The organism is Pseudomonas sp. RIT409 (assembly GCF_003052515.2).
Lineage (GTDB): Bacteria > Pseudomonadota > Gammaproteobacteria > Pseudomonadales > Pseudomonadaceae > Aquipseudomonas.
In genome coordinates this window covers 39,008-65,628 of sequence record NZ_QARE02000013.1, presented here as the reverse complement: position 1 = coordinate 65,628, position 26,621 = coordinate 39,008, and the positions used below count along the sequence as shown (strand labels likewise).

Sequence of the window (26,621 nt, the reverse complement as noted above, 5' to 3'; positions counted from 1 at the left end):
GACCTGGACCTACGCGGCGCCTGGGCACGATCAACAGAGTGCGACGTTGAAACCGAATCGAGGACCCTGCCATGCCCGTGTACGAATACGACTGCCCCCACTGCGGTGACTTCACCGCCCTGCGGCCCATGTCCGAAAGCGCCTTACCCTGCGATTGCCCTGAATGCGGTGCATCCAGCATGCGAGTGATTCTGTCCGCTCCCGGGCTGGCGACGATGGCAGGCCACACGCGCAAGGCGATGGCCGCGAACGAACGCAGCGCCCATGCGCCGCAGACCCTCGGCGAATATCAGGACAGCCGGCGGCACCCTACCGGCTGTGGCTGTTGCGCCCCGAGCAAAAAAGTCGAGCCGAGCAAGGACAATCCCCATGCGCTCAAAGGCAAGCCAGCCGGGCGACCTTGGATGATCAGCCATTGATCGGCCGCCAGGGTTTGAGCCATAGCGCGATGACGATCAACAGCACGACGCCGTACGCACCGCTCAAGCCCAATTGCAGCCAGACGTTGCTCAGCGGATGAAGCAAGCTTGCGGCCAGCGCCATGGTCGCGACCCCCAGCGACCATTGCCGACGCCATGGCAACGCCTGCAGCAGCCGCTGCCGGCGCATCAGCAGCCAAGCGGTCAGCACGACGCCACCGATCCCGGCCATGGCGATACCGGTCAGGCCGAACACGAACGGCAAAACACCCAGCAACAGCGCGTTGAGCACGCTGCCCGTCAGCTCACACGCCAACGGCATGCGGGTGTCGCCTGCAGCATAGGCATAGCGGGCCAGCAGGGCGTTCCAGGCGCCGAACATCAGGGGCACGGAAAACCAGGCCAACAATCCCGGCAGAGGACCCTCGACGGCCTGGCTGGGGATCAGCAGGAACACCAGCGCCCCGGCGGCGCCAATCAGTCCGGCTACGGCGGGCACGGTGAGCAGCGTGGCAGTGCTCAGGCCTTTGCGCAGCAGGCCCATGCGTTGATCACCCTCGGCACCGCTCATTAAACCGAGCAGCACTTGATTCAGGCTCATCAACGCGATCAGCGGCAGGTTGATGAGCTTGCGCGCCAGGTTGACCCAAGTGACTGCGCCTTCGCCCAACAGCGATGCCACCATTCGCTCCAGCAACGCCAGGCCCTGACTGGCCAGGTTGCTGCTGAGCAAGGGTCCGATGCGTTGCAACAGCTCTCGGCCCGCGCCTGGGGCCTGTGAACGGTGCCAAGGCTTCCAGCCTTCGCGGTACAGCGCAGGCAACAGCACACCCGGCATGAGCAGGCTGCCGAGCAGACAGGCTATGGCCAACCCGGTCGGCGTGGCGTCGTGGTGCATCGCGGCGAGGTAAAGCACCGGCGGCAGGTTAAACACCAGCGAGCCCGTCCCCGCCAATACGAAGCGCGAGCGGGCCTGCAGCGGTACGCACAGCAGCGCATGCAGCAGAAAGCCCGGTGCCGACCACGCCAGCCAACGCATTGCACCGGTAGCCAAGGCGTACCCGGCTTCGTCCAGCCCCGGCCCGATCAGACGCACCCACAGCGAGGCGCTTGCGCTGAGCAGTGCACCCAACCCCAGCCCGCATACCAGCAGCCGAGGGGCGAGGGCACCGAGCCAGTTCTGCTGAGCGTGCGCCGCCCGTTGCTGATACAGGGGCAGCGCGGCGGCACTGAGCAGCCCAGCCGCCAGCGCCATGCGCAGGGCCTCGGGCAGAAACAGGGCGACCAGAAAGGCATCGCTGCGGCCGCCCGCGTCCCAGGCAGCCACCAGCAGCCATTCGCGGGCAAACCCGGCGGCCAACCCGGCGAGAGTCGCCAGGGTCAGCCACACCGTCGATCCGAACATGGCCAGCCCTCAGTGAAACAGCGTGAACAGGCCTTTGCCGCCCACTTTGTAATTCAGGTTGCGGGCCCGTTCGCCTTTGATTTCCGCATTCGGCCCGCCCACGATGGCGTAGGGCGCAATGGGCTTGGACACCACGCTGCCGCCCCCCACCACGGCGCCTTCGCCGATGTCGGCGCCAAATGACAACAGGGCTCGGCTGGCGACCCAGGCGTAGTCGCGTACGTAGACCGGCCCGCCCACGGCCCAGAACTCAGGGGCCTGGAGGTCGTGGCCGCCCGCGATGATCAGCACATGGGAAGCGATGGTCACATGATTGCCAATGAACAGGCCGCCCCGTGCATCGAGTTGGCAGTGCCAGCCGACGGTGCTGTCGTCGCCGATGCGCAGGCCATCCACGCCGAGGATCTCGGTGTTGCGCCAGACCGTCGACCCCTTGCCGATCTTCGCGCCCCCCAACCGCAGCCAGAGCAGGCGCAGGGTATGGCTGGGGATCTTGCAGATGAGAATGTTGTAGACCTGCTCCCACGTTCGCAGCATACGATCGCGCAGGGTCGGCCAGTTGATGCCGTACAGCGGAATCAGCGCACCGGCGGTTTCCTGGCCCAACAGCCGGTAGAAGCGGCGGGCCAGGGGGTGCTCGATGCGCGGCTCGATGTTCAGGTAACTGATGAAACAGAGGGTTTTGCCCTTCATGGGCGTTTCGAAACAGACGTCGTTGGCAAGCATCCAGTCGTAGGCGCTCTCCAGCTCCTGCGGGCTCACCCCCATCTTGCGTGCGTAGTCGGGCAGCGCCTGGCGCAGGTCATGGGAATGCAACATGCGGTGTTTCATGGGTTCTCCCGGGCATCAGGGGCGAGGGCGTGTGCAGCGGTCTGCAGTCGTCGGGCTTCGTAGAGGTTCAGCCCGAGCAATAGCCAGAACAATGCAATCAATACCGTGGTGAAACTGAAATAGTGATCGAATGCGCCGCTGAGCAGCGCTGCCAGCACGCCGACCCGACTGCCCAGCCACAGGGCCGTATCGCGGTTGAGGGTGACCCGGTCATCGGGCAAACGCGCTTCACGCCACCATGCGACGGTGACGCCGATATAGACCAGCATGCCGGGAATGCCCAGCTTGTAGGCATAGTTCAGCCAGAGGTTGGAGATCCCCCAGAGGCCGGTCCCCGGAACGGGCGGGTCCACTTTGAAACCGATGCCCAGCGGGAACATTTTCAGGGCATCGGGGAAGTGCGAATACTCTTCGAACCGGACTGCCGTACTGGCGTCATTGCTACTGAACAGGCCGATCAAGCGCTCCTGCAAGGGGGGGTAGAACATCAGCAGCAACATCCCGAAGATCGCACCAGCCATCAGCAAACGTCCGACATGCGGAACGCGCCGGCGCGCCATCCAACCCATCACCAGCACCAGGCTGACCAGCGCTCCGCGTGAACCGGTGAGCAACAAGCCGGCCAGCGCCAGCAGGGCCACGGCCAGCCCCAAATGCCGCACGACGCCTTGGCGCGTCAAGCCGATGCAGAAGGCCAGCGGCAACAACATGGCCATCGCACCGCCAGCGATGTTGGGGTGTGTCCAGGGCGTGCCCATCCGGGTCGATAACCCACTCAAGCCTTGGTTGAGGGTGTCGAGGTTGCTGTAGCCCAAGCCGCCGATGACGGAAATGATCGCCGTCGAATTGCCTTCCTTCAGGTACACCGGAATCGACAGCAACAGCATGAGGAGGGTGCCGAACAGAATGGCCACGACCATCTGTTCACGGGCCTGCGCCTCGCGCAAAAGGCGCGGAACCAGAAACAGCGGCGATAGGTTGAACAGCCAGCGCACCCAGTTGATCGGGCCATTACCCTCGACGTGCACACTCAACTGCCCCACCACGAATGGCAAGGCGCTGAACAGCATCAGCGCGATCAGCCAGCGCTCGGTGCGCAGCAGGGGAACGGCAGCGGTGTGCAAGGCAAACAGCCGATGGGCCAGCAGGCTTGCCCAGATGAGCATCAGCAGCGCTTCGGAGACCGTGGTGCGGATGCCGATCTGCACAGTGGCATAGGGCAAAAAGGTCGCCAGCACACCGAACAGCAGCAGACCGCGCAAGGGGCGCCGGATAATCGTCAACACCGCCGCGACGCCGATCAGCGCCGCCGTCACTTTGAGCGCCGGCAACAGCCAGACCATCACGCCGAACAGCAGCGCGACCAGCACCCCCAGCGGCATGGCCAATGGCATCAGCGCAATTCCTCCAGCAGTTCATTGAAGCGACGACGGTACGCCTCGACGCCAAACCGCTCGGCCCAGGCCTTGAGCGGCGCTGGGTCCTCCGGCTCGGCGGTGGACAGCACGCCCATCAGGCGAATCAGCGCTGACGGGTCATGGGGTGAGAAGCGCGGGCTGTCCGCAGGGGTGACTTCGTCCAGTGACGAGCCACTGGCCACGGCTACGGGTGTCCCCACCCCCAGCGCCTCCACCACCGGAAGCCCGAACCCTTCGCCATAGGAGGGGTGCCACAGTCGCTCGGCCTGCCGATAGACCTGATGCAACTGGCCATCGCCGATGCCGCGCAGGATGTGCAGGCCCGGCAGCTCGCGCTGCGCGGTGGACAGCCCGTCTGGACCACCGACCAGCACCAGCGCCGGTGTCCTGGGAAATTGCCGTCGGGCGATCTGCCAGGCCTCGACGAACCAGGGCATGTTCTTGCGCGGCTCGCGGGTGCCCACGCACAGCCAATAGCGCTCGGGCAGCGGTGTGTCGAGCTCGGCAGGGGCGCTGGTGAAACCTTCGACCAGGTTGGGCAGCACCCTGACTTTGTCCCGAGCCTGAGGAAACAGGCGCACGGTTTCTTCCGCCGTGAACTGTGAAGGGGTCCAGATCCGATCGGCGACCTTCACCGAATAGGCGATCGACAGTCGATCGGTCTGGCCATAGATCATCGCTTTGATTTTCGAGCCATGGGCGTTGTTCAGGGTCAGTTGGAACAGATCATGCAATTGCAGGACATAGCGCATACCCGCCGGTTTGCGCCCGATGGGCAAGCCCATGTTGAGGTTCGCCAGGTACAGCTCGACTTCGGCATCACGCAGTGCGCCGGGCAGAAAGCAGGCTTCGAATTTCAAGCGCTCGGGCAGGCGGTGGATGCCGTCCAGCGGCGTTGCCCAGCGCGGGCAATGGGCAATGCGGCGGACCGGATGGTCGTAGGGGCCGACACTGAACACTTGCAACTGCACCTCGGGGTGGGCGCGAAAGGCATCTTCCAGCGCAACGTTCTGTCGGCCGATGCCGCTGTTGGGAAAGCCGGTGGCGGGGCGCACATCCAGTCCTACGCGCATGCGTGAGCGTCCTCTTGCTGATGAAACCGGGCATAAATCTCTTCCAGTTGCGTCGCCGACACCGCCCAGTCGTGGTGTTGGCGCACATAAGCCCGGCCGGCTTCGCCGATTTTCGCCAAGCGTGTCGGGTTGGCCACCGCATCCACCAGCATCAGCGCCAGCCCGTGAGCGTCTTCGCAGCCCAGGTAATGGGTGCCGTTGAGCACATTCAGGCCGGAGACGCCCTGAGCGGTGGTCACGACCGCAAGGCCGGCGGCCATGGCTTCCAGGACCTTGAGTTTGGAGCCGCCGCCTTCGCTCAGCGGTGCAAAGAACACCGCCGCGTCGTGCTGCACGGTGCGCAGGTCTGGAACGAAGCCCAGCCAGTCGATGCGCGGGTCGGCCCAGCGTTGCGGCCAGTCATGGGGCAGGGCGTAGCCGCCAATGGTCAGCCGCACCATGGGATCGATCGCCCAGACGCGCGGCATGATGTGGTCGAGCGCCCATTGCATCGCATCCAGATTCGGTCCGTATTCGTAGTTGCCGATGAACAGCAGGCGGCGGCTGTAGCGGTCCGGGCAGACTTTGGCGTAGTAATCGCAATCGACGCCATTGACCACCAGGCCGGTGGTGCGCGCTGTCACGCGCGTCAGGCCTTTGGCATCGTCCTCGGTGACCGCGATCAGTTCGCAGGCCTGGCGCAAAACCCGCTGCTCCCATTGGCGGTAGCGCCACTGGTCATAGCGCGTGAACGGGCGCGCCCATTCGGGGAAATGGTGGTAGCTGGCAGCACCCAGTCCGGACTCGACATTGTGTTCGGTCATGATGAACGGCTTGCCGCTGCGCCGCAGGGGCGCCTCGAATGGCTGGAAGCTGTAACTGTGTTCGATCTGGATAACGTCCCACTGCTCTTGCAGCAGGGCTTCGAATTGCTGCTGCAGAGGCGGGGAATAGCCATTGGCGCTGGCCAGCATGGGCGGCCGGGCGAAGGCGATCGCCAGCAAGGTCAGCGCGCTGCGCAAAGGCCTGCGCGGCACCACGATCAAGCGCTCCAGCCAAGGCTCCAGCGCGGCCCGCGTGTCGTCGTCAAGCTCGGTCTTGGATTGCACCAGCAGGGTGATGCGATGGCCCCGCGCCGCCAGGTTTCGCAACAGGTGGAACTGGCGGGTCTTGCCGCCGCTGGTGGTCGGCCAAGGCAGATAGGGCATTGTCCAGAGAATGCGCATGGCTAGGGCTTCCAGGCCAGAATTTGCAGGGTGGGCGTCAATGGCACATCAACGCCCTTGCTGTCGGCCAGCTCGGTTCGCTTGCCGGTCAACGGGTCGTGGAGCGAAGCGGATTTGATACCGGGGAAGTTCAGGTGCCCGCTACTGGCGCTCCACGCCATCAACAGGTGCGTGCCGTCGGGCCGATTCCAGGCAACGGCATACAGGTCTTCCGGTATCGCCTTGGCGGGCGGTGGGTCGGCCGGTTGCAGGGTGGGGCCGGTGACCTCGAAGAAGCGCTTGAGCGCGGTGTAGACCGGTTTGGGCTCGGCATTGAGGTCAAGCAACCCGTAGCCTCGGTCGCGGGCGCTGGCTCGCTGGTCCAGGTCGCTGAGGTTGAACAGGAAGATGCGCTGGTAGTCCAGGGTACTCATCAGGGCCAGGCGACGCAGGGTGTAATCGGCCTGACCGTCGAGACCGACGATGTGTTGCATCTCGACCGGCCCTGCATAACTCGACCAGCCCCATTCCGTCGCCCAGACCTGACTGACGCCTGCGTCATGCAGGCTTTTGTTCAGCGATGTGGCGCGGACCAGGAAATCCCGGTCCTGGATGGAGTCGCCTTCCGGGTATTCGGAATAGGGGTGGTACGCCGCGACGATGTCCTGCCTGGCCAGCCCTTGATCCACCATCGATTGCAGCATGTAGCCCGTGGAGCCGCGCATCTGCCCGTAATACGCGACCCCGGCGGTCACGATGGGCTTGCCCGGCACGGCGCTGCGAATGGCCGAGGCGGTGGTGGTCAGCAGGTTGTAGTAGGCCACGGGGTCCGCTTGGGGCAGCCAGATGATGTTGGGCTCGTTCCACACTTGCCAGTGGCTGACCTGGGGATAGCGTTGGGCGAGCGCGGTCATTCGCTCGGCGAACACCCCGATGTCCCGCGGTGGGTACTGATCGGCGTTGCTAGCGCCTTGTGGAGCGGTGCTGTCGAACGTGGCCGAGCCCACCAGGTAGGCCACGGTGCGATAGTCATGGGGCCGCGCGGCTGCCATGGCAGCGTCCAGGTCCGCCAGGTTGTACTGACCCGGCGCAGGTTCCAGGATCGGCCAATGCAGGGTCCAGCGAATCCAGTTCAGCCCCAGTTGATCCAGGCGGTTCATCTGTTTCGGGTAAATGTCCGCAGGGAAATAATGAAACTGCACGTTGACCCCCAGAAAATCCTTCCAGGTCACAGCGCGAGGCGCTCGCAGGATGGTCTCGGCTTCCACTGCCGGGCTGAAGGCGCCCAGTACGCACGCGCTCAGAACGGAAATCGCCAGTAACGCCTTGCCCTTCATTCGTTTACCTCGCACGCGTGTAGGAATAGTTGGTGGAAGCGCTCGGCTGTGAGGCTCCAGACTCGCTCCCGACCCAGCGTAGCCGCTCGGTCCGCCCACGCCTGGGCCCGTTGCGGTTCGGCGCACAGGCGAGCCAGCGCCTGGGTCAGGGCATGCACCTGGCCCTGAGGGTAGATTTCACCGTTGCCGTAGGACACTTCTTCGCCGAACGAGCGCGCGTCCGAGGTAATCACCCCGCGTCCGCATGCCGTGGCCCAGGACAACGCGCCGCTGGTGCCACGCAGTTGGCCAAGGATCTTCAATTTGCTGGATTCCCGGTAGGGCAGCACCATGACGTGATGCGCCTGGATGACGCTGGGGATCTCGTCCGCGGGAACGTCCAGATGCCAGCCGATCAGATCGCTCAGGCCCCGTTCGCGGATGCGCTGGCGCAACTGTTCCAGGTAGCTGCCCGATGGCCCGAATGCCATTTCCGGCTCGCTGCCCCCGGCCAGTGTCAGGCGCACGCGGCTGCGTAATCCCGGCTGCTCCGTGACCAACCGAGCCAGTGCCTCCAGTAAGTCTTCAATACCCTTGCCGCGATAGATGAAGCCGAAATACAGCAGCTTCAGCGGTTGCAGGGGCGGCAGGGGCAGGGGGGCGATGGGCAGGTTGCCGTGAGGAATGACGGCCATCTGTGCCTGGCGCAAACCCATTCGCTGTTGCAGGCACCGATTGCCAGCGTGCGTGAGGGTGACCAAGCGCGTCATCTGCCGTGCCAACTGACGCTCTTCGTGCAGGCACAGCGGGTCCGCCAGGACGGTGGCCACCTCTGGCAACGGCGAGCGCAGCGTGGCCAGCATCGACAGCGGCCAGGGCAGCTTTTCCCGGCGCCAGACCAGCCGTTCTGGATCATGAACCGTGGCCGTCAGGGGCAACTGAGCGAAGCGTTGTCGCAGCGCGCGCAGGGCGTGGAATTCCGCCAGGCGTCCGCCTCCAATCTCCGCATGGACAAGATCGATCCCTTGCCAGTCGGCCTCCGCGACCCGCTGCCGCGCAGCCTGTGGATCGTTGCCGACGCCTTGCAGTGGCGTGCGCACCCGCACCCCCAACGCCTCCAGCGCGTGGCGGAGGTGGCCGGCGTAGTCGGCGATGCCGTTCTGCTCCGGAGGGAGCGGGGCGAGCAGGGCTATCTGCATGGCGTTCGTTCCCTCAGTGATGGCTGCGCAAACGACCGAGCCAGGCCAAGACCTGCTCGGGAATTTCGAAGCGTCGGCGGTTGAGGATGATCCCGTCGACGTGCTTGAAGGCAGTGGACAGGGTGCTCAACGCGTTCTGCAGTCGAGGCACCGTCGACGTCTCCGCTCCGATCACCAGTACGATCAGATCCGCTTCGCGCAGGTGGATGAAGACTTCTTGCCTGGCGAAGAAATTGGAGGCATCGATCAACTGGATTTCACCCGCTTCGGCAGGACGCCCGTCGCCCAGCCGAACCTGATGACCATGCTCTTCGAGCAGCCGACGCAGGTGCTCGATGACGAAGCTCACGCCTTCCCCGGCGTGAGCAGACGTCAGCCCGATGCTCAGCCCTTTTTCCGGCACCTGCTTGAGCGGCAACACGCTGTACAACCGATAGAGGCTGGCGATGAAGCCACTTCGCTGTTGGGGCGTGACCGTGTTCAAATCCGGCAGGGTGGTCCACAACGGGACCTTGAACTGGGCCTCGATCTTGTCGCCGTCATGAATGCGCTGATCCAGCAGGTAGAATAGGTACAAAGCCAGCAGGCCAACGCCCAGGCTCAGCGGAATCGCCAGCAACAGCATCAGCAGGCTCTTGGGAAACACCCGGCTGGGGTTAAGCGTGGCGTGTTCGACCACCGAGATGTTGCTGATCTGCTTGTTGTCCAACTCGCGGTCGATACGCGCTTTTTCGAGGCTGTCGGTGTAGAGGACGAAGTTCTTTTCCTCGGCATTCAGCTCGTTCTGCAACCGTGACAGCCTGGGTTCCAGCGCCAGTGCCTGCTGGCGGTCTTTCTCCCACTGCTCCAGTTGCGCGTCCAGTTGCTGCTTCTGCACCAGCAGGCGGGTGTAGCTGGCTTGCTGGTCATTGAGAATGTTCTGCAAACGGGTGAACAGCGGGTTCGGCGCGATGTTTTCGGTGCGCTGCACGGTGTGGCTTTCCTTGGCCCATAGCGCGCGAAGGTTAGCGATTTCCGAGTCCAGCGCCTTGACGGGCGGTGCGTTTTCCTTGAACGAACGCAGCAACTCCTGACGCTCCTCTTCCTTGCCGTTGATGCGGGTCTGCAAGTCTTGGCGAGAAGGGTTGAGGGCCATTTCCTTGCCCGAACTGATCAGGCGCGTCTGTCGGTTGATCTGCTCCTGGATCTTGTCGATCCCCGCCTTGGTCGAAGCAATGGCGCGCATCGTGTTGTTGCGCTCGGTGCGCAAGTCGTTGAGCCCCTGGGCGACATCGGCCAGCCGCTGGTTGATGCTGACGGTGCCGATCTGATCGAGTAGCGTCTGAATCTCGCGCTTGTGTTGAAGGATGTTGGCCTGGGTATCTTTCACCTCCTGTTCGTAGAAGGCATACAGATTGACCCGGCCGAGAATCCGCGCGCGCTCGATGCCGTATTGATCCACCCAGCTCTTGAGGATGGCCTGCGCCACCTCGGGGTCGTCCCACGTAAAGGTCAGCTCCATGACCGAGGAGCCGGGGTCATGGCTGACCTTGAAGTGCTTCTCCAGGTCTTCGGCCAGCCGCTCCTCGGGTGTCCTTGCCTCGATCAATCCGAGAAATTCGAAGACGCTTCGGGCCGCACCCACCAGGCCTCGCACCATGGTGCCGGGCAGGCGCTTGAGGGTAGCCAGCATCCCGGCGTTCTCTTGCGCGTCGGACACTTTAGCGATGTATTGCTGAGCCACTGCGCGGATGATCGGGCGCCCGGTGAGCATGCGCTCCTCGTCCAGCAATGGGTCGCGCAGGCCGCTGGGTGCAACGACGGTCTGGCGGTCGGCGAGTTCGATCGGCACGGTACTGGTGTCGCGGCCAGGCTTGACCAGCAGCAGCGCGGTAGACTCGTAGCGGTTGGGCAAGAGAAAGGCACCCAGCACGATGATCGCGAAGGTCGCCAGGACAGTGATCTGCACTTCGCGCCGAAAGATGAAGAACAGGCGCAGCAGATCGCGAAACGAGCGAATGGTGATCATATCGGTAGTCCCTTCCGATCAGTTGTTGTCGCGCAGGTTGTAATTCACCCCGAAGCCGATCGATTTCGCGAAGGGAATCAATTGGTTGAAGTACAGGTTCACGCCGTCGATCCGGTTGCCGACGGACGACTTGGGAACGAACACGACATCACCGCGTTGTAACAGCACCGGCGCGGCAGGGCCTCCGCCGCCCGCATAAAGCAGCTTGCTGTAATCGAAGAAGTAGGTCTTGTACAGACCGTCATCGCCCTGGCGCAGCAACGCGACCAACCGAGCATCGGCGTCCGGGTTGATGCCCCCGGCGCCGACCAGCGCCTGCTCCAGGTTGGTGACCGTGGACACGGAGAGGGGAGCCGGATTACGCACGGCGCCGCCGACGAACACCACGTTGCTCGGTGCCTGACTGATGTTGATGGTCAACGCCGTTTCCCGGTAGATCGGTGCCAGTTTGTCTTCCAGCACGTGCGTCAACTGGGGAATGGTCAGGCCCGCGGCCTTCACGGAGCCAATGTAAGGGTAGGAAAAGGTGCCGTCGTTGAGCACCGGAAACAGCGTCAGCTCGTAGATCGAGTTGGCGGTGAAGGCGGAGATCGAAGGCGACTCGCCGGTGTTGCGCACGATCCGCAACGTATCTCCCGCATGGATGCGCTCGGGGGGCAGCGGCTTGCCCACCAGCGCCCGGCCGGCCTCCTGCGCGGCCTTGATCTGCGGATCGTCCGGCACGCCGACGCGAGAGGGCGTGTTGCACGCGCACAGCAGCAGAACGCTGGCGAGCCACAGCGCGGGTTTCATTGGTCCAGAACTCCTGTCATGCATGAATACGGCTCCCTTGCGGGTAAAACAATCATGTCGGCGGTACTGCCAAGTCCAATGTCACTGAGTGTCGCGGTAGCGTGGTGTCAGCGGTCCGGCCTCGCTGTGAACAGGTAACGGGTTGCAACCGCGACAGGCGCGGCTGCCGTTGTCGACGTCAGGCTTTGGCGGTTTCCGGCACGCGGCCGTAGACATCGGTGAAACGCACAATGTCGTCTTCACCCAGGTATTCGCCGCTCTGCACTTCGATCATGACCAGGTCGATCACCCCGGGGTTGACCAGACGGTGGGTGTGCCCGGGCTTGATGAAGGTCGATTCGTTGGTGTCGAGCATGAATTCCCGATCGCCGTTGGTGACCCGCGCCATGCCACTGACCACGATCCAGTGCTCGCTGCGATGGTGATGCATCTGCAGCGATAACGAGGCCTGCGGCTTGACCACGATGCGCTTGATCTTGAAGCGCTTGCCTTCTTCCAACACCGTGTAGGTGCCCCATGGGCGCGTGACGGTGTTATGCAGCAGGTAGGCCGGGTGACCCTGGCGCTTGAGCTCCTGCGCGATGAGCTTGACCTCCTGGGTCCGGTCGGCATCGGCAATCAGCAGGGCATCGGGGGTGTCGATGATGATGAGGTTGTCCAGCCCGACGCCTCCCACCAGCCGTTTTTTCGAATCGATGTAGCAATTGGAAACGTCGTGCAGCACCACCTGCCCGTTGCACTGGTTGCCGTTGGCGTCGGCGGTGGCCAGTTCACGAATGGCCTGCCAGGAGCCGATGTCGCTCCAGCCCAGTTCACAGGGCACCACGGCGACTTTCTGGGAGCGCTCCATTAGCGCGTAGTCGATGGAGATGTCCGGCGCCAAAGCGAAGGTCGTGGCATCCAGTTCCAGTTGCAACTCGTTGCTGCCTTCCTTGCTCGTGCAATGGGGCAGACACTGGCGGACCGCTGCCAGCACATCCGGGGCGTGGGTTTCCAGTTCCTGCAACAGGGTATCGACCCGCATGCAGAACATGCCGGCGTTCCACAGGTGCAAGCCGCCGTTGAGGTACTCGGTCGCCGTCGCGCTATCGGGCTTCTCCACGAAACGCGCGACCTGGTAACCCTTGTCGCTCAGCGCCTGGCCTTTTTCGATGTAGCCGAAGCCGGTTTCCGCTCGCGTCGGAATGAGGCCGAATGTCACCAGCCAGCCGTCGTCGGCCAGCGCACGCGCATCGCTGACGGCGGCGGCAAAGGCCTCCAGGTCGTTGATCAGATGATCGGCCGGAAGGATCAACAGCTGCGCCTGATCACCGTGCAACGCCTGCACATGCAACGCGGCCGCCGCGATGGCGGGCGCGGTGTTCCGGCCGAAGGGCTCGAGGATGAAGTCCAGGTGAATCTTGCGTTTGTTCAGCAGCCGATAGTCATCGACCGTGCGGAAATAGACTTCCCGATTGGTCACGGTCAGCAGGCTTTCAACGCCCTCCAGGCCGCTGGTGCGGTTGAAGGTCTTTTGCAGCAGGCTTTCGCCATCGGCCAAGCGCATGAAAGGTTTGGGCATGGCCTCCCGTGAAACGGGCCACAGCCGAGTACCGGCACCGCCGGCGATAATGCAGGGAATAAGGGTGCCCATCAGTAAGCCTCGCGAGAGAAGAGCACTGCAGGAACAGTGCGCAGAAGAATGTACAGATCGAACCAGACGGACCAGTTTTCGATGTATTCAAGATCGAATTCCACCCGCTTCTCGATCTTCTCCACAGTGTCTGTCTCACCACGAAAGCCGTTGATCTGCGCCAGCCCGGTAATCCCGGGCTTGACTCGATGACGCGAGGTGTACTCCTTGACAGCTTGCTCGAACAAAATGCCCGCGGCCTTGGTCGCCGTGGCATGTGGGCGCGGCCCCACCATTGACATGCTGCCCGCGAACACATTGAACAGTTGCGGTAGTTCATCCAGGCTGGTCTTGCGGATGAAACGGCCGACCCGGGTGACTCTGGCGTCACCCTTGACGGTTTGTTGCTCGGCGTGGGCGTCCGCTTGGTGGGTGTGCATCGAGCGGAACTTGCAGACGGTGATCAGCCGGTTGTTGTAGCCGTAGCGCTTCTGCCAGAACAGCACCGGCCCGGGCGAGTCGAGCTTGATGGCCAGGGCAATCGCCAGCATGACCGGCGAGAGCAGCATGATCGCCAGGCTGGAGAGCACCATGTCCTCGACCCGTTTGAACAAAGGTGACCAGCCGCGCAAGGGCACATCCGAGGCATTGAACATCGGCAAGCTGGCCACTTCGGTGATGCGGTTATGGGCGTGGCGGAACGCGACCATGTCGGGCACCAGCAACACGTTGACCGGCAACCTGCGCAATTCGCGGATGATGTAATCCATGCGGTTTTCGGCGGACCAGGGGAGGGCGACCAACACCTGCGTGACCTTTTCCTCGCGGATGAGCGCTTCCAGGTCCTTGGTATTGCCCAGCAGTGGCAGCCCGGCCATGGTCTTGGGGAGGCGTCCGATCCGGTCATCGATGAAACCCGATACCCCCGAACGGATGTCCTGGTTCTGCAACAAGTATTCCGCCAGACGCTGGCCGTTTTCCGTGGCGCCCAGGATGACGGCGCTCTGCAGAAAAAAGCCGCGGGCCATCAGGCGTTGATAGAGCATCAGTAACAGTAGGCGTTCAGCGCAGAACAGCGAAAGGCTCGCGAAGAACCAGACCATCAGTTGCTCTTGCGTGATGTAGTCGAACAGGTCCATGGCCTTGTGCATGAATAGCAGCACGCAGAAGGCCAGCGACCAGACGAACAGGATCATTTTGAACCGGGATTTGTTGCTGAAAATCGTCTCTGAGTACACGCCCAGCGCCTGGAACATGAGGACACAGACGACGCCGAAGAGCACTTGCACCATGAAGTAGCTTTCGGGGGGTTGGGGGGCGCCGGTCTTCCAGTAGGCGAGAATCAACACGCCGGGGACAATCGCGGTCACTCCGTGGACGAGCCTGACGGCGAACAGGAAATACTCGATCAGACTGGTGCGAGTGAGCAGCAGGCTGTCGACCGGTTGCAGTCGCATAGAACACCTCTTCGATCCATGAATCCCTTGACTGGCCCATCTGCCCGATCGTGCGACTGAAAAGTCAATATAATGACTTTTTATCCGGGTGTTTCAAAATAAGCCAATTATTTGTCGATTAAGCACCTGATCGACCTGCATTTCAATCCCATGAATGCGAAATAAACCGTTTCTTCTCGAACGGCGCAGGACTTCACACCCTCAGCGCAGGTCGGAAACCCTCAAACGGGTGCCTGTGCAGAGTAAAGCCCATGAAACAGCGAGTGTCATGGCGCCGAACGTCGGGCAGCGCAGAAAAGTGGCTTTGAGATATCAGTCGAGTGCCGTTTTGTCCCGCCACTCCTTGACGGGATGGGGCTTTGACGATTTGCACAGTAGCGAGAAAAAAATGCGCAGCGTGGGGCTATTTCACCCGGGCACGCGGTCAACATGGCACGCACGATATTCTTAGAGGGAAGGCACATGACAGCACGCAGAGCGATTTTGATTCTTCACGGCAAGCAGGCGCTCAACGAAGATGTGCGAGCTGGCGTGGAGCGTAAACGCAAACACGGTTGGGAACTGGACGTGCGTGTGACCTGGGAGGCCGGAGATGCCCAACGCTTGGTGAACGAAGCCCTCGCCGCCGACCATCGGGAAATCATCGCAGGGGGTGGCGACGGCACGTTGCGAGACGTGGCTGAAGCGCTGGCTCTGGCAGAGAAGGAAGCGAACCTGACCATTCTGCCGTTGGGCACTGCCAACGACTTCGCGCGCGCCGCAGGCGTGCCATTGGAGATCGAGCAAGCCCTCGATCTGCTCGACGTGCCGGCACGCAGCGTGGACATCGGCGCGGCGGGTGGCCATCTGTTCCTGAACATGGCCACGGGCGGCTTTGGCAGTCAGGTGACCGCCAATACCTCCGAAGACCTGAAAAAGGTGCTGGGCGGGGCGGCGTATCTGTTTACCGGGTTGTCGCGCTTCAGCGAGTTGAAGGCCGCCTATGGCGAACTGAGCGGACCGGATTTTCACTGGAAAGGTGAATTGCTGGCCCTGGGGATCGGCAACGGTCGGCAGGCGGGCGGTGGCCATCCGTTGTGCCCCAATGCCTTGGCCGACGATGGGTTGTTGGACATCAGCATCCTGCCTGCGCCGCAGGAAGTGGTGAGCGCGCTCAAGGGCTTCCTCGAAGGCGGCTTGGGCCTCGACAACCTGTTCGTGCGCGCACGCTTGCCGTGGGTCGAGCTCAAATCGGCGCAAGGGCTGGACATCAATTTGGACGGAGAGCCCCTGCGGGGCGAACACTTGCGCTTCGAAGCCCGCCCCGGCGCCTTGCGGATCCACTTGCCCGCCCACTCACCGCTGCTGGGGCAGGCGAAGCGAATCGAGAAATAAGCGGCCGCCTTGTCCAGGTTGCGGTTAGCCGGGGTCGAGGGCGGCTGAAATCTGCCTTTGATCGTGACCCGCGAACCTGGTAACAGAACCCGCAACGCCCTGACCCATGGGGCAACAAACGTTTGCGCGATCAATCGTCCAGGCTGATGATCTGCTCTTTTACGCAGAAGAGCACCAGGCCGGCCACGTCGTAGATCTGCAGGCGTTTCATGATCTGCGACCGGTGGGTCTCCACCGTCTTCACGCTGAGATTCAACCCGCTGGCAATCTCCCGCGTGGATTTGCCGCGCACGATCAGACGCAGAATTTCAAGTTGGCGCGCCGTGAGATTGTGGTTCTCGACGGCTTCAGCCTTGCTCGAATGGGTGCTGATCAACGCCTGGTTGATCACCGTGTGCGCGATGGCCGGGCTCAGGTAGCGCTCATCGTTGCGCAAGGCCTCCAGCGCCTGCTCGATTTCGGTCGCCGTGGCGTCCTTGAGCAGGTAGCCGTGTGCACCCCCTTCCAGCGCGCGCATGATCATCTGTGGATCCGTGTGCATGGACAGGATCAGCACTTTGCTGTCCGGCAAGGCGCGGTGCAAACGTTCGAGCGCGTCGAGCCCGTTGCTGTCCCGCATCGAAATGTCGAGCAGAATGATGTCCGGCTTGAGCTCCATGGTCATTTCCAGGAGATGTTCGCCGGTGGCCGCTTCGCCGATGACCTCGTAACCGGGGATGTCTGACACGAGGGCACGAACGCCAGCGCGGATGAGGGCGTGGTCATCGACCAGAAGAAGTGTGCAAATCATGAGGGCTTGGTGATCTCCGCACGCCCCCGGACGCGCGGCGCCCAGGGGAACAGCGCATGAATGTGGGTGCCGTTGCCGGGCTGGCTGTCGACCGTCAAGTGTCCGCCCAGCAGCGTCGCGCGCTCGAGCATGCCGGCCATGCCGCGTTGGCCCTCTTGGCCGGGGTTCGAGGCCGGGACGAATCCGGCTCCGTCGTCCGCGATGCTCAGTGCCAACCCCTCCGGACGGCGCTGGATATGGACCCGCAGGTTTTTCGCCTGGGCATGGCGAAGCATATTGGTGACAGCTTCTTGCGTAATCCGAAACGCCGCAACGGACATTTCCTCGGGAATGCCCGCCAGCTGCTGGTGGCATTCGAGACTCCAGCGCACCGGCGTGTCCGCCAAGGTCTGGCGAAGGTGTGCCCGCAGGCTGGCCTCCAGCCCCAGGGTGGTCAATTGCCGCGGATTGAGAATGGCCGACACGTCTCGCACCTTGGCGAGCGTTTCATCGAGGATCCCGCTGAGCAGGGTGCAGTGGGGCTGCAGGTCGTCACCGGCGCGACGTTGCAGCCAATCACTCTGCAATTTGGCCGCCGTCAACATCTGGCCGATGTCGTCGTGCAATTCACGACTCAAGCGGTGGCGCTCGGTTTCCTGCACCTGGAGCATGTGGTCGGCGAGCTCTTGAGGTTGAAACTGGATGGTGTGGTTGGGGCGGCTGAGGCAGTAGCCGACGCACAGGCACGCCAGACCGTTCAATAGCCCGAGGCTCAAAGGCATGCCGCTGCCAAGGAGCCAGAACGCGCTATTGCACACGGTTGTCAGTAAACACAGTCCGGCCGCCCACCGAAATGCGTTGATCGAGCCCATAGTCCGTGAATTGAAGGTCTTGTTGCTGCCATGCATAGCGGATGAAGCCATCGGATAATTGTTGCGAATACCTGAGCAGTTGTTCCCCAGGTCACTTAATGGGGCCAGCGAGGCCCCTATAGCCCGCTCGCCTTATACGTGCGTGTACAAAAACAGGGTCGAGGTTCAACAACGATAGCGCTTACAGATGCGTTCAGTCGCGGGCGCCGATATTACCTTAAATACCGGGTTTATTAAGCGCTAAGTTCAAACAAGGGACTGGACAATAAGTTGTCCGAGTCGTCAGGAATTGATCCGATAAGAGCGAATTCATGGGCATTGGAAGATCTTCAACCCTCGACGCACGACAGGTCATTGCGGGTCATTTCACTGCCCGCCGGAGATGAACACCCAAGCGCTTGCCCGGCACGCTCGGCCCTGTGCACGAACGCGTGGGAGAGACTTCGCCGCTCAGAGAGGGCCGGGATGATCGCCGTTGCTGGCGAGCGAATCGGGCAAGGGGTGGGCCACAGCCCGGGGAACCGTCCAGTTCACTGAGACGTCTGGACCGCTTTCAAGCTGACCGACCCCGCAACAGCAACCGAATTGATCGAGCAGTTCGCGCTGCTCGGTGTCGTCCAATGGCAGCCCACCTGTCGCTGGGTCGACCAGCTCGACCTGCCACGCCAGGAGCGACAGGCATTGACGCAGGGAGACCAATGCCTTGGGCTGCAAGCGCCCGGCGGCACTGGCGAAATACAACAGGTAGCGCAGTTGCCGGGCAAAACCGGCGATAGGTTGAACCGAGGCGGCGTCCGCCCTGCCCGCAATCCGTTGCAGGGTGCCCAACAGGCATTCAATGGCGTCTTTATCGTCGCCAATCAACTCCAGATGAGTGAGGCACTCTTCCGCGCGCGTCATCAGCTGTTGGGCGTCGTACAGAAATTCACTGTGCACCTCATGCCATTCATTGCCGTTCAGCATGTGAAATCTCCACTCTTCATGGAACGCGATCCGAGGACGCGCGGGGCGAGTGGCCCAAAGTTAAGGTTGAAGGCAATGGGAAGTCTGTAGGGCTTTTCTGAATATTGTGATGTGCATGTCACCGAGCAGGCGTTGCCTTTCGGATTGCACCACGCAAAACCGCGGATCCCTGCGTCCGTTTCTATTGCTTCGACGAGGGGATCGGGATAGTCCACGAACGCGGCCACGTAGCTGACTCCATTCACTCAATGAGAATGGCGTCACAATAATGAGTATTGGAAACCGCGAATATCAGGTTCGCCCTGATGGAGATTAAGGGATACCCCTAGGGTGCAGCGTAGATGCGCCTCGCCGATCAAGAAAATAGCGCTACGGTTGCCAGGCGTTGAAACCGGAAGATGCCGATGATTGGATCATGATGTTACTATGATATCAATTTTTTGATAAGCAGACGTCCTTGATTAAGGTCTGCGCCAACCCTGCCGATAACTCAAGTGCGGACTCACTTGAAACCCCTGCTCCAGGAGCAACCGATGGCTGGCATTCTCGACACAGTAGACCAACGTACACAGCTGGTAGGTGAGAACCGCCTGGAAATTCTCATGTTCCGCCTGGCCGGTCGGCAGTTGTTCGCAATCAACGTATTCAAGGTTCAGGAAGTCCTGCAACTGCCCAAGCTGACCCTGATGCCCCAACGTCATCCCTACGTGTGCGGCGTGGTCAACCTGCGCGGGCAGACGCTGCCCGTCATCGATCTGTCTCAGGCCATCGGCATGCGGCCGCTGGTGCCTGGCGCGTCCAGCACCATCATCGTCACTGAATACAACCGCTCTGTTCAGGCGTTCCTGGTCGGCGGCGTGGATCGCATCGTCAACATGAACTGGGAGGCGATTCTGCCGCCGCCCGGCAGCGCGGGGCGTCAGCATTACCTGACCGCCATCAGCAAGGTCGACGACCAGTTGGTCGAAATCATCGACGTGGAAAAAGTCCTTGCGGAGATTGTGCCGTACAGTGCCAAGGTGTCGCGCGAAAAGCTGGACGATCCGATCCTCAGCAGAGCCCGCGGTCGCGAAGTCCTGCTGGTGGACGACTCCAAGGTCGCCCTGTCGCAGTTGCGCGATACCCTGGGCCAACTGGGCGTGAAATTGCACGTGGCCAGCGACGGTCTGAAAGCATTGAACATGCTCAAAGCGTGGGCTGACAGCGGCGAAGTCATGACGGATAAATTGCTGATGGTCTTCACCGACGCAGAAATGCCGGAAATGGACGGCTATCGCCTGACCACTGAAATTCGTCACGATCCCCGTCTGCGTGGCTTGTATGTGGTGCTGCACACCTCGCTGTCGGGCAGCTTCAACGAGTCGATGGTGAAGAAGGTCGGCTGCGACAACTTCCTCTCCAAGTTCCAGCCGGACAAGCTGGTGGATGTCGTGCGCGAGCGCCTGATGCTAGAGAACTGATCACCCGACCCACCAGGCCCCTCGCTGTATCGAGGGGCTTTTTTGTATCTGTACCGTTCGCGATGGCTACGGCTCGTATAGAGTGAGTTTTTTTCGCTCACTTCACCTCAAGGACGCGTCCATGCTGCACCTCAGCGCGCTGTACCGGTACCCCCTCAAGTCCTGCAAGGCCGAACCGCTGCAACAGGCCCGTTTCGATGAGTTGGGACTCAGTGGCGACCGACGTTGGATGCTGGTGGACGAAAGCAATGGCCGTTTCTTCACTCAGCGCGCCTTGCCCCATATGTCTCAGTTATCGGTCTCTTGGAGCGAGCAGGGTGGGGTGACACTGTCGGCCCCCGGCCATGCGTCGTTGCACGTCCCTTTGCCCGATGACGTCGAGGGCAACCTGCGGGGTGTGACGGTCTGGCGCGATACGTTGCGTGTGCCCGACGCGGGCGACGAGGCGGCGCGCTGGGTCAGTGACTTCATCGGCAAGCCTACCCGCATGGTGCACATGCCCAAGGAGCGCGCACGCTGGCTCCCCTCTGGATACGGCACCGTCGACGACAAGGTCAGTTTCGCCGACGGTTTTCCACTGTTGTTGATCGGCCAGGCGTCGTTGGACGATCTGTCGGCCAAGATCGGGCGGCCTCAGGAAATGCTGCGGTTTCGTCCGAATCTGGTGATCGAAGGCGCTGAAGCCTTCGCCGAGGATGGCTGGAAGCGAATTCGCATCGGCAACCTGGAGTTTCGGGTGCTCAAGGGCTGTTCCCGCTGCATCCTGACCACCATCGACCCGGCCACCGGTGTGCGCAGCGAAGACCGGGAGCCATTGAGCACGCTCAAGACATACCGTGAGCGCGAGGGCGAAGTCTGGTTCGGGCAGAACCTGGTCAGCGATGGTGCTGGGGAGGTTGCCGTCGGGATGCAAGTTGAGGTGTTGGAATAGCGGCGGCGACTAGCGCACTCGGGTTGCCAGTGAACCGGATCACGGTTCCGCCAGTGTCGAAACGGCCTTCAACCGAGCGTTTCTGACGCATACCGGTGACGTCGAGGGGCGGTGATCCCTCGACGCTTCTCGATGATCCGGCGTTCGGGGTATCGCTGCCCCGGGTGGACCTGTCACAGATCGTCGAAGAACCGCTCGTGCCAGTCCACCAACGGCTGTGGAGCATTGAGCTTCTGGCCGTAGATCACCGCATAGGACAGCACGTTCTGCACGTACTGGCGCGTCTCGTCGAACGGGATGCTCTCCACCCATACATCGAATGCGAGGTGATTGGCTCCCCTGAGCCATTGACGCACGCGGCCTGGGCCGGCGTTATAGGCGGCCGATGCCAACACCCGGTTACCGTTGAACTGCGCGTGGACCTGGCTCAGGTAGGCGGCCCCCAACTGAATGTTCTTGTCCGGATCCAGCACCTGGGCGGGGGACGCCAGCGGAATGCTGAACTTGCGCGCGGTTTCCTTGGCCGTCGCTGGCATCAACTGCATCAGGCCGCTGGCACCGACGCTGGAGCGCGCGTCATCCATGAAGGCGCTTTCCTGACGGGTGATGGCGAACACCCAACTGGAATGCAAGCCGCGAATCTGGGCTTCACGGACCAGCGTGTCGCGGTGGGCCATCGGGAAGCGAATGTCCAGATCGTCCCAGTACTGCGCCTGGCTGATGGTGCGAATGGCCGGGAAATACCAGCGCATGTCGTAGGCCAGCTTCGCCTGCGCGACCATTTCATCGCGGGTGAAGTGTCGGGTGACGTGATACCACTCGCGGCGCCCGTTCACCACTTCGCCCCGGTCGTAGAATTCCAGCGCCCTGCGAATGCCCGGCGTGTTGCGCACCTTATTGATTGTCGCCTGGGTCAATGGCAATGGCTTGTTGTTGAGCATGTAGGGCGTTTGCGTGCGATCGGCAGCGAGGAACCCGTAGAAATCGCGTTCTTTGGATACTGCGCGGTACAGCGCAGGCAATTGCGGGTTGTTGGGCTGGGACAGCTCCAGCGCTCGGGCCTGCCAATAGCGCCAGCGGTTGGTGGTCGCCAGGTCCTGGGGCAAGCGCCGAGTCAGTTCATAGGCATCGCCCCAGCGCCCGAGGCGAAGGAGCAGGCGCAAGCGCCACTCGGTGACGGTGTCGTCACGCAGGTCCGGGTCATATTTGGTCATGACTTCCAGTGCGCGGCCATCGTAGCTACGGGCCAGGGTCAGGCCGATTTCCTTGGCAATCTGCACCTGCTCCTCATGGGAAAAACGCAGCACGGGCGAGTAGCTGTCCAGCAGCTCCATGGCGCGCTGCGGGTCCTGCTTGGCCAGGCGTCTCAACCCGAGGCCGACCACGTCGGACATGGCCTCATCGGCCGGCATGAACTGGCTCTGGTTGTTGACCAGCTCGGGCTTCTGCGCGACAGCGATCAGCAAGCGGCCCTGAGGGGCCAGGGTGGTCATGCTGTTCACCAGTTGGTTGGCCAGCGCGTAGTTACGGGCCTGGGCGGCGAGTTTGGCGCGCTGCCAGCGCTTCTGCTCGGTGAGTTGCCCCTCCACGGCCCATTGCGTGAAAAGTGCATCGCAGGCGGCGGGCAGCGTTTTGCCGGTCATCCAGAGCTTCTCGGCGTTGGCGTAGCCCTCCGAGCGCATGTTGTGGCTGAGCTGGTAGCTGCCATAGAGGCAGTCCAGTTCGGTGAAATTGAGTTTGGGGTCGTAGTACCGAACGAAAGGTTGCCAGTCGCCACGAGCGGCCAGCAGGCGGAGCCAGCGCAACTTCATGAAGTTGGCCTGCGGCAGGTCGCCATGCGCCGCGAGAAACTTCTCGACTTCGTCATTGCTCGCCGTGTTCAGGCGTGCCGTCAACTCGTCGTAGGCCAGATAGGGTTCAAGCGGGTAGTCGGCCAGGGCCGATGCGTACATCCGGTACGGCCCGGCATCGCCCTTGGCCAGGGCGCGCTTGGCTTGATCGTAGTATTGACGTTGAGTGGTGATATCGACCGCTTGGACGGACTGGGCAGCGGTGGCCGACAGAAGCAGGCAGGACAAAAGGCTGAACAAACGACTGCGCATGAGACTTCCGTGCAGATGAACCGTGAAAAGTGTCGCTAGCTTAGCGGTTTGCCCGCGCCGGTTGAAGCACCCGGTCGTAGACAGTCACAGATGGATACAAACCCCCGCTGCGAATACCCTCTGCCTGGCCAGTGTGCAGCAACGCCACGTGTCATTCAGTCCCCTATGCGCGGATCATCTCAGGTAGAATGCGCGCCCGGTTTTTGGAGAAGCTCATGACCCTGCTCAAATTAAGCGATGTGTCCCTTGCGTTCGGCGCCATGCCGTTGTTGGACAAGGTGTCCTGGCAGATCGCCCGTGGCGAGCGGGTGTGCATCATCGGTCGCAACGGCACCGGCAAATCCAGCATGTTGAAACTGGTCAAGGGCGTGCAACTGCCTGACGACGGGAGCGTCTGGCGCGCGCCGGGTCTGAAGATCGGCGAATTGCCACAGGAATTGCCGGTGGCCGACGGTCGTACCGTGTTCGACGTGGTGGCGGAGGGGCTCGATGGCGTCGGCGCGTTGCTCGCCGAGTACCATCACCTGAGCCAGAATATCGTGACCGCTGAAGACCTGGACAAGCTGATGCACGTCCAGTCGGACCTCGAAGCCCGTGACGGCTGGCGTCTTCAGCAACTGGTCGAGAGCACATTGAGCCGCCTGCAGCTCCCGGCCGACAAGACCCTGGCCGATCTCTCGGGTGGCTGGCGCCGGCGCGTGCTGCTGGCCCAGGCGCTGGTGGCCGAGCCAGACTTGCTGCTGCTCGACGAGCCGACCAACCATCTGGACATCGGCGCCATCGCCTGGCTCGAAGAGGCCCTGAAGGACTTTCAGGGCGCCGTGCTGTTCATTACCCACGACCGGTCTTTCCTGCAGAACCTCGCCACCCGGATTCTGGAGCTCGATCGCGGCGGGCTGATCGACTGGAACGGCGACTACGCCAGCTTCCTCGTGCACAAGGAAGCGGCCCTTGCCGCCGAGGAGACCGCCAACGCGCTGTTCGACAAGCGCCTGGCGCAGGAGGAAGTGTGGATTCGCCAGGGCATCAAGGCGCGTCGGACCCGTAACGAAGGTCGTGTCCGCGCGCTCAAAGCGTTGCGCGTCGAGCGCAGTCAGCGCCGTGAGCGCACCGGCAAGGCGAATATCCAGCTGGATACCGCGGAGAAGTCCGGCAAGCAAGTGATGGTCCTGGAAAATGTCAGCTTTGCCCATCCTGGCGGCCCGACGTTGATCAAGGATTTTTCCATGGTGCTGCAGCGCGAAGATCGCATCGGCCTGCTGGGCGCCAACGGGACTGGCAAGACCACGCTGCTCAAGCTGATGCTCGACAACCTGCAGCCGACGTCTGGCAAGGTGGAAGTGGGTACCAACCTGGAAGTCGCGTATTTCGACCAGTTGCGCCATCAGTTGGACCTGGAAAAGACGGTGATCGATAACATCTCCGAAGGTCGGGACTTCATCGAAATCGACGGCCAGAACCGTCACGTATTGAGCTACCTGGGCGATTTCCTTTTCAGTCCGCAACGGGCCCGAACCCCTGTCAAGGCGCTGTCCGGGGGCGAGCGGGCGCGTCTGTTGCTGGCCAAGTTGTTCAGCAAGCCTGCCAACCTGCTGGTGCTCGACGAACCGACCAACGACCTGGACGTCGAGACGCTTGAGCTCCTCGAAGAAGTGCTTTCCAACTTCAAGGGAACGGTGCTGATGGTCAGCCACGACCGGGCCTTCCTCGACAACGTGGTCACCAGCACGCTGGTGTTCGAGGGCGAAGGCAAGGTCCGCGAATACGTCGGGGGTTATCAGGACTGGCTACGCCAGGGCGGTTCGCCGCGTCTGCTGGGTGTGGCAGAAAGCAAATCCGGCAAGGCGGACCTTAACTCGGCGATCGTCCAGCCGACGGCTGAGGCGCCCGCGCCCGTGCGCGAAGACGGGGCCGCACCGAAGAAGAAGTTGAGCTACAAGCTGCAGCGTGAGCTGGAAGCGTTGCCGGGTGAAATCGACGCCAAGGAGCAGGAGATCGCGGCGATTCAGGCCGAGATCGCGCAACCAGGCTTTTACCAGCGTCCCGCAGCAGAAACCACTCAGGTGCTGAGTGCGTTGGAACAGGCGAATCAGGCGCTGGATGCACTGGTCGAGCGCTGGGCCGAGCTTGACGAGTGACAGCAGGGCAGCGCTATAAAAAAGCCCGAACCTACAGAGGTTCGGGCTTTCGTCTGAAGCGGGTCACTCGGTTCGCTTGATCAGCCGGACCGCCAGCACGTCGCACGGGGCGCCATGCAGCACATCATTGGCGGTTGAGCCCAGCAGTAGCGACAGGCCATGACGGCCGTGGCTGCCAACCACGATCAGGTCGACCTTGTGTTCTTTGGCCAATTGATGGATCTCTTGGCGCGGCTGGCCGTAGGTCAGATGGCTGTCTCCGGTTTTCACCTCCGGGTATTTGAGTTTCAACGCCTCGAGTTTTTCCTTGGCCTGGTCGAATTGCTGTTGTTGCAGTTGGGACAGATCCATCGGCACATCGCCGCCGAACGCCATCGCCATGGGTTCGACGATGTGCACCAGCGACAGCTTGGCGTTGGAGTTCAAGGCCAATTGCGTGGCTTTCTTGATGACCGGATCGCACTCTTCAGTGAGGTCCACGGCTACCAGAATATGTTCATAGGACATGGGATGTTCCTTCTGAGGTCTGCGATGGTTTTGATTATGGCTCTTTTCACGCGCCTCATGGCACGCCGTGACGTTTCGCTCGTCGCTCTCCGCGACTGGGGCATAGACATATGACGGTGTGGATAGTGCTGTCAATCATTGCCGTCGTATTGAGCCCGTTGGTGTGGCTTCGCCCGTCCCGTTCGCAGAGCGGTCGGATGGCGATGCGCATGGCTGCGCGGCGCATCGGCCTGGCCATGCAACTGACCCCTCAGGAGTGGCCGCACTGGTTGCCGGCCGAGCCGCCCAATCCTTGCGCGCAATACTATCGGCCTCGCGCGAAACCTGAGCCAGACCTTTGGGCGTATTGGCAGACAGCTCCGGGTCAGTGGGTCAATACATGGCGAGAGCCTTGTGACGATCCACGTGTGCTCCCGCACCTGCAGACGCTACCTAAGGACGTCTACAAGATAGAGGCTGGCCCCCAACTGGTCGCGGTGTATTGGGCCGAACGTGGCGATGAAGAAGTGTTGCAGCGCATTGCTGCGGTGTTGAAGGCGCTGGCCTAGGCATCAACAACTGGCCCGGTGCAGCTGAAATGCAGGCATTAAAAAGCCCGATAACAACATCGGGCTGGGGGTTGGCCAGGCAGGCCGTAATTCATGGCATTTTGCGGTGCAAGGCCGCGAGAAACGTTCCGATTCGATCCACTTCCTTTTTCGAAAACGACCCGTCTTGATGCGCAGTGCGCTGAATGTAGACCTTATTGGTGCATTTGTCTGCCATGGATCCGATTATTTTTCGCTATCGGC

Annotated in this window: 22 protein-coding genes; 6 read left to right on the top strand and 16 right to left on the bottom strand. The window is 62.0% G+C overall.

Going from position 1 to position 26,621, the window contains the following annotated elements:
• Window positions 1-71 precede the first annotated feature (71 nt).
• Entirely contained in the window at window positions 72-419 is a 348-nt protein-coding gene (locus DBP26_RS16970; protein WP_108238674.1) for a zinc ribbon domain-containing protein, read from the top strand.
• Here the strand turns inward: DBP26_RS16970 and DBP26_RS16965 are convergent.
• From DBP26_RS16965 to DBP26_RS16915, 11 genes are all read right to left on the bottom strand, one after another.
• Window positions 409-1,824 carry a lipid II flippase MurJ gene (locus tag DBP26_RS16965; protein ID WP_108238673.1) on the bottom strand — a complete coding sequence of 472 codons (1,416 nt, stop codon included), beginning with the start codon at window positions 1,822-1,824 and terminating at the stop codon, window positions 409-411. The genes DBP26_RS16970 and DBP26_RS16965 overlap by 11 nt on opposite strands.
• A gap of 9 nt (window positions 1,825-1,833) precedes the next feature.
• Window positions 1,834-2,655: an acyltransferase gene (locus DBP26_RS16960; protein ID WP_108238672.1), complete on the bottom strand. Its 822-nt coding sequence runs from the start codon at window positions 2,653-2,655 to the stop codon at window positions 1,834-1,836.
• A complete protein-coding gene (locus DBP26_RS16955; protein ID WP_108238671.1) occupies window positions 2,652-4,049 on the bottom strand; it encodes an O-antigen ligase family protein in 1,398 nt (465 codons plus the stop codon). Before DBP26_RS16955 ends, DBP26_RS16960 begins: the two co-directional genes overlap by 4 nt.
• Window positions 4,049-5,146 carry a glycosyltransferase family 1 protein gene (locus DBP26_RS16950; protein ID WP_108238670.1) on the bottom strand — a complete coding sequence of 366 codons (1,098 nt, stop codon included), beginning with the start codon at window positions 5,144-5,146 and terminating at the stop codon, window positions 4,049-4,051. The genes DBP26_RS16955 and DBP26_RS16950 overlap by 1 nt, the downstream gene beginning before the upstream one ends.
• Window positions 5,137-6,351, bottom strand: coding sequence for a glycosyltransferase family 4 protein (locus DBP26_RS16945; RefSeq protein ID WP_108238669.1), 1,215 nt, complete (start codon window positions 6,349-6,351; stop codon window positions 5,137-5,139). The genes DBP26_RS16950 and DBP26_RS16945 overlap by 10 nt, the downstream gene beginning before the upstream one ends.
• 2 nt (window positions 6,352-6,353) lie before the next feature.
• A complete protein-coding gene (locus DBP26_RS16940; RefSeq protein ID WP_108238668.1) occupies window positions 6,354-7,667 on the bottom strand; it encodes a beta-xylosidase in 1,314 nt (437 codons plus the stop codon).
• The gene (locus DBP26_RS16935) at window positions 7,664-8,845 is read right to left on the bottom strand and encodes a glycosyltransferase (RefSeq protein ID WP_108238667.1); all 1,182 of its coding nucleotides are present in this window, start codon (window positions 8,843-8,845) and stop codon (window positions 7,664-7,666) included. The genes DBP26_RS16940 and DBP26_RS16935 overlap by 4 nt, the downstream gene beginning before the upstream one ends.
• Before the next feature lie 13 nt (window positions 8,846-8,858).
• On the bottom strand, window positions 8,859-10,853 hold the full coding sequence (locus DBP26_RS16930; protein WP_108238666.1) for a lipopolysaccharide biosynthesis protein: 1,995 nt from the start codon (window positions 10,851-10,853) through the stop codon (window positions 8,859-8,861).
• An 18-nt stretch (window positions 10,854-10,871) separates the two neighbouring features.
• A complete protein-coding gene (locus DBP26_RS16925; protein WP_108238665.1) occupies window positions 10,872-11,645 on the bottom strand; it encodes a polysaccharide biosynthesis/export family protein in 774 nt (257 codons plus the stop codon).
• Window positions 11,646-11,823: 178 nt separating this feature from the next.
• Complete coding sequence (locus DBP26_RS16920; RefSeq protein WP_108238664.1) at window positions 11,824-13,278, bottom strand: mannose-1-phosphate guanylyltransferase/mannose-6-phosphate isomerase; 1,455 nt, start codon at window positions 13,276-13,278, stop codon at window positions 11,824-11,826.
• Window positions 13,278-14,714 (bottom strand): undecaprenyl-phosphate glucose phosphotransferase, encoded by a 1,437-nt coding sequence (locus DBP26_RS16915; RefSeq protein ID WP_108238663.1) that lies wholly within the window; start codon window positions 14,712-14,714, stop codon window positions 13,278-13,280. The genes DBP26_RS16920 and DBP26_RS16915 overlap by 1 nt, the downstream gene beginning before the upstream one ends.
• A gap of 462 nt (window positions 14,715-15,176) precedes the next feature.
• On the opposite strand from DBP26_RS16915, the gene yegS reads away from it, so the two are divergent.
• Window positions 15,177-16,088 carry a lipid kinase YegS gene (gene yegS, locus DBP26_RS16910; protein ID WP_108238662.1) on the top strand — a complete coding sequence of 304 codons (912 nt, stop codon included), beginning with the start codon at window positions 15,177-15,179 and terminating at the stop codon, window positions 16,086-16,088.
• A gap of 130 nt (window positions 16,089-16,218) precedes the next feature.
• Here the strand turns inward: yegS and DBP26_RS16905 are convergent, their stop codons facing one another.
• From DBP26_RS16905 to DBP26_RS16895, 3 genes are all read right to left on the bottom strand, one after another.
• Window positions 16,219-16,878 carry a response regulator transcription factor gene (locus DBP26_RS16905; protein WP_108238661.1) on the bottom strand — a complete coding sequence of 220 codons (660 nt, stop codon included), beginning with the start codon at window positions 16,876-16,878 and terminating at the stop codon, window positions 16,219-16,221.
• The gene (locus tag DBP26_RS16900; RefSeq protein WP_108238660.1) at window positions 16,875-17,765 is read right to left on the bottom strand and encodes a sensor histidine kinase; all 891 of its coding nucleotides are present in this window, start codon (window positions 17,763-17,765) and stop codon (window positions 16,875-16,877) included. Before DBP26_RS16900 ends, DBP26_RS16905 begins: the two co-directional genes overlap by 4 nt.
• Before the next feature lie 414 nt (window positions 17,766-18,179).
• Window positions 18,180-18,692 carry a hypothetical protein gene (locus tag DBP26_RS16895; protein ID WP_177411070.1) on the bottom strand — a complete coding sequence of 171 codons (513 nt, stop codon included), beginning with the start codon at window positions 18,690-18,692 and terminating at the stop codon, window positions 18,180-18,182.
• A gap of 533 nt (window positions 18,693-19,225) precedes the next feature.
• Between DBP26_RS16895 and DBP26_RS16890 the strand changes: the two genes are divergently transcribed.
• Together DBP26_RS16890 and DBP26_RS16885 are read left to right on the top strand one after the other, a co-directional pair.
• On the top strand, window positions 19,226-20,152 hold the full coding sequence (locus DBP26_RS16890) for a chemotaxis protein CheV (protein WP_108238659.1): 927 nt from the start codon (window positions 19,226-19,228) through the stop codon (window positions 20,150-20,152).
• A 121-nt stretch (window positions 20,153-20,273) separates the two neighbouring features.
• A complete protein-coding gene (locus tag DBP26_RS16885; protein ID WP_108238658.1) occupies window positions 20,274-21,083 on the top strand; it encodes an MOSC domain-containing protein in 810 nt (269 codons plus the stop codon).
• 173 nt (window positions 21,084-21,256) lie between these two features.
• Here DBP26_RS16885 and DBP26_RS16880 read toward each other — a convergent pair whose 3' ends face one another.
• Window positions 21,257-23,185, bottom strand: coding sequence for a transglycosylase SLT domain-containing protein (locus DBP26_RS16880; RefSeq protein WP_108238657.1), 1,929 nt, complete (start codon window positions 23,183-23,185; stop codon window positions 21,257-21,259).
• A 215-nt stretch (window positions 23,186-23,400) separates the two neighbouring features.
• On the opposite strand from DBP26_RS16880, the gene DBP26_RS16875 reads away from it, so the two are divergent.
• Complete coding sequence (locus DBP26_RS16875) at window positions 23,401-25,323, top strand: ATP-binding cassette domain-containing protein (RefSeq protein WP_108238656.1); 1,923 nt, start codon at window positions 23,401-23,403, stop codon at window positions 25,321-25,323.
• Window positions 25,324-25,386: 63 nt separating this feature from the next.
• On the opposite strand, the gene DBP26_RS16870 is transcribed toward DBP26_RS16875, so the two are convergent.
• A complete protein-coding gene (locus tag DBP26_RS16870; RefSeq protein WP_108238655.1) occupies window positions 25,387-25,830 on the bottom strand; it encodes a universal stress protein in 444 nt (147 codons plus the stop codon).
• Between the two features lie 110 nt (window positions 25,831-25,940).
• On the opposite strand from DBP26_RS16870, the gene DBP26_RS16865 reads away from it, so the two are divergent.
• Entirely contained in the window at window positions 25,941-26,378 is a 438-nt protein-coding gene (locus tag DBP26_RS16865; RefSeq protein ID WP_108238654.1) for a hypothetical protein, read from the top strand.
• Window positions 26,379-26,621: the final 243 nt, after the last annotated feature.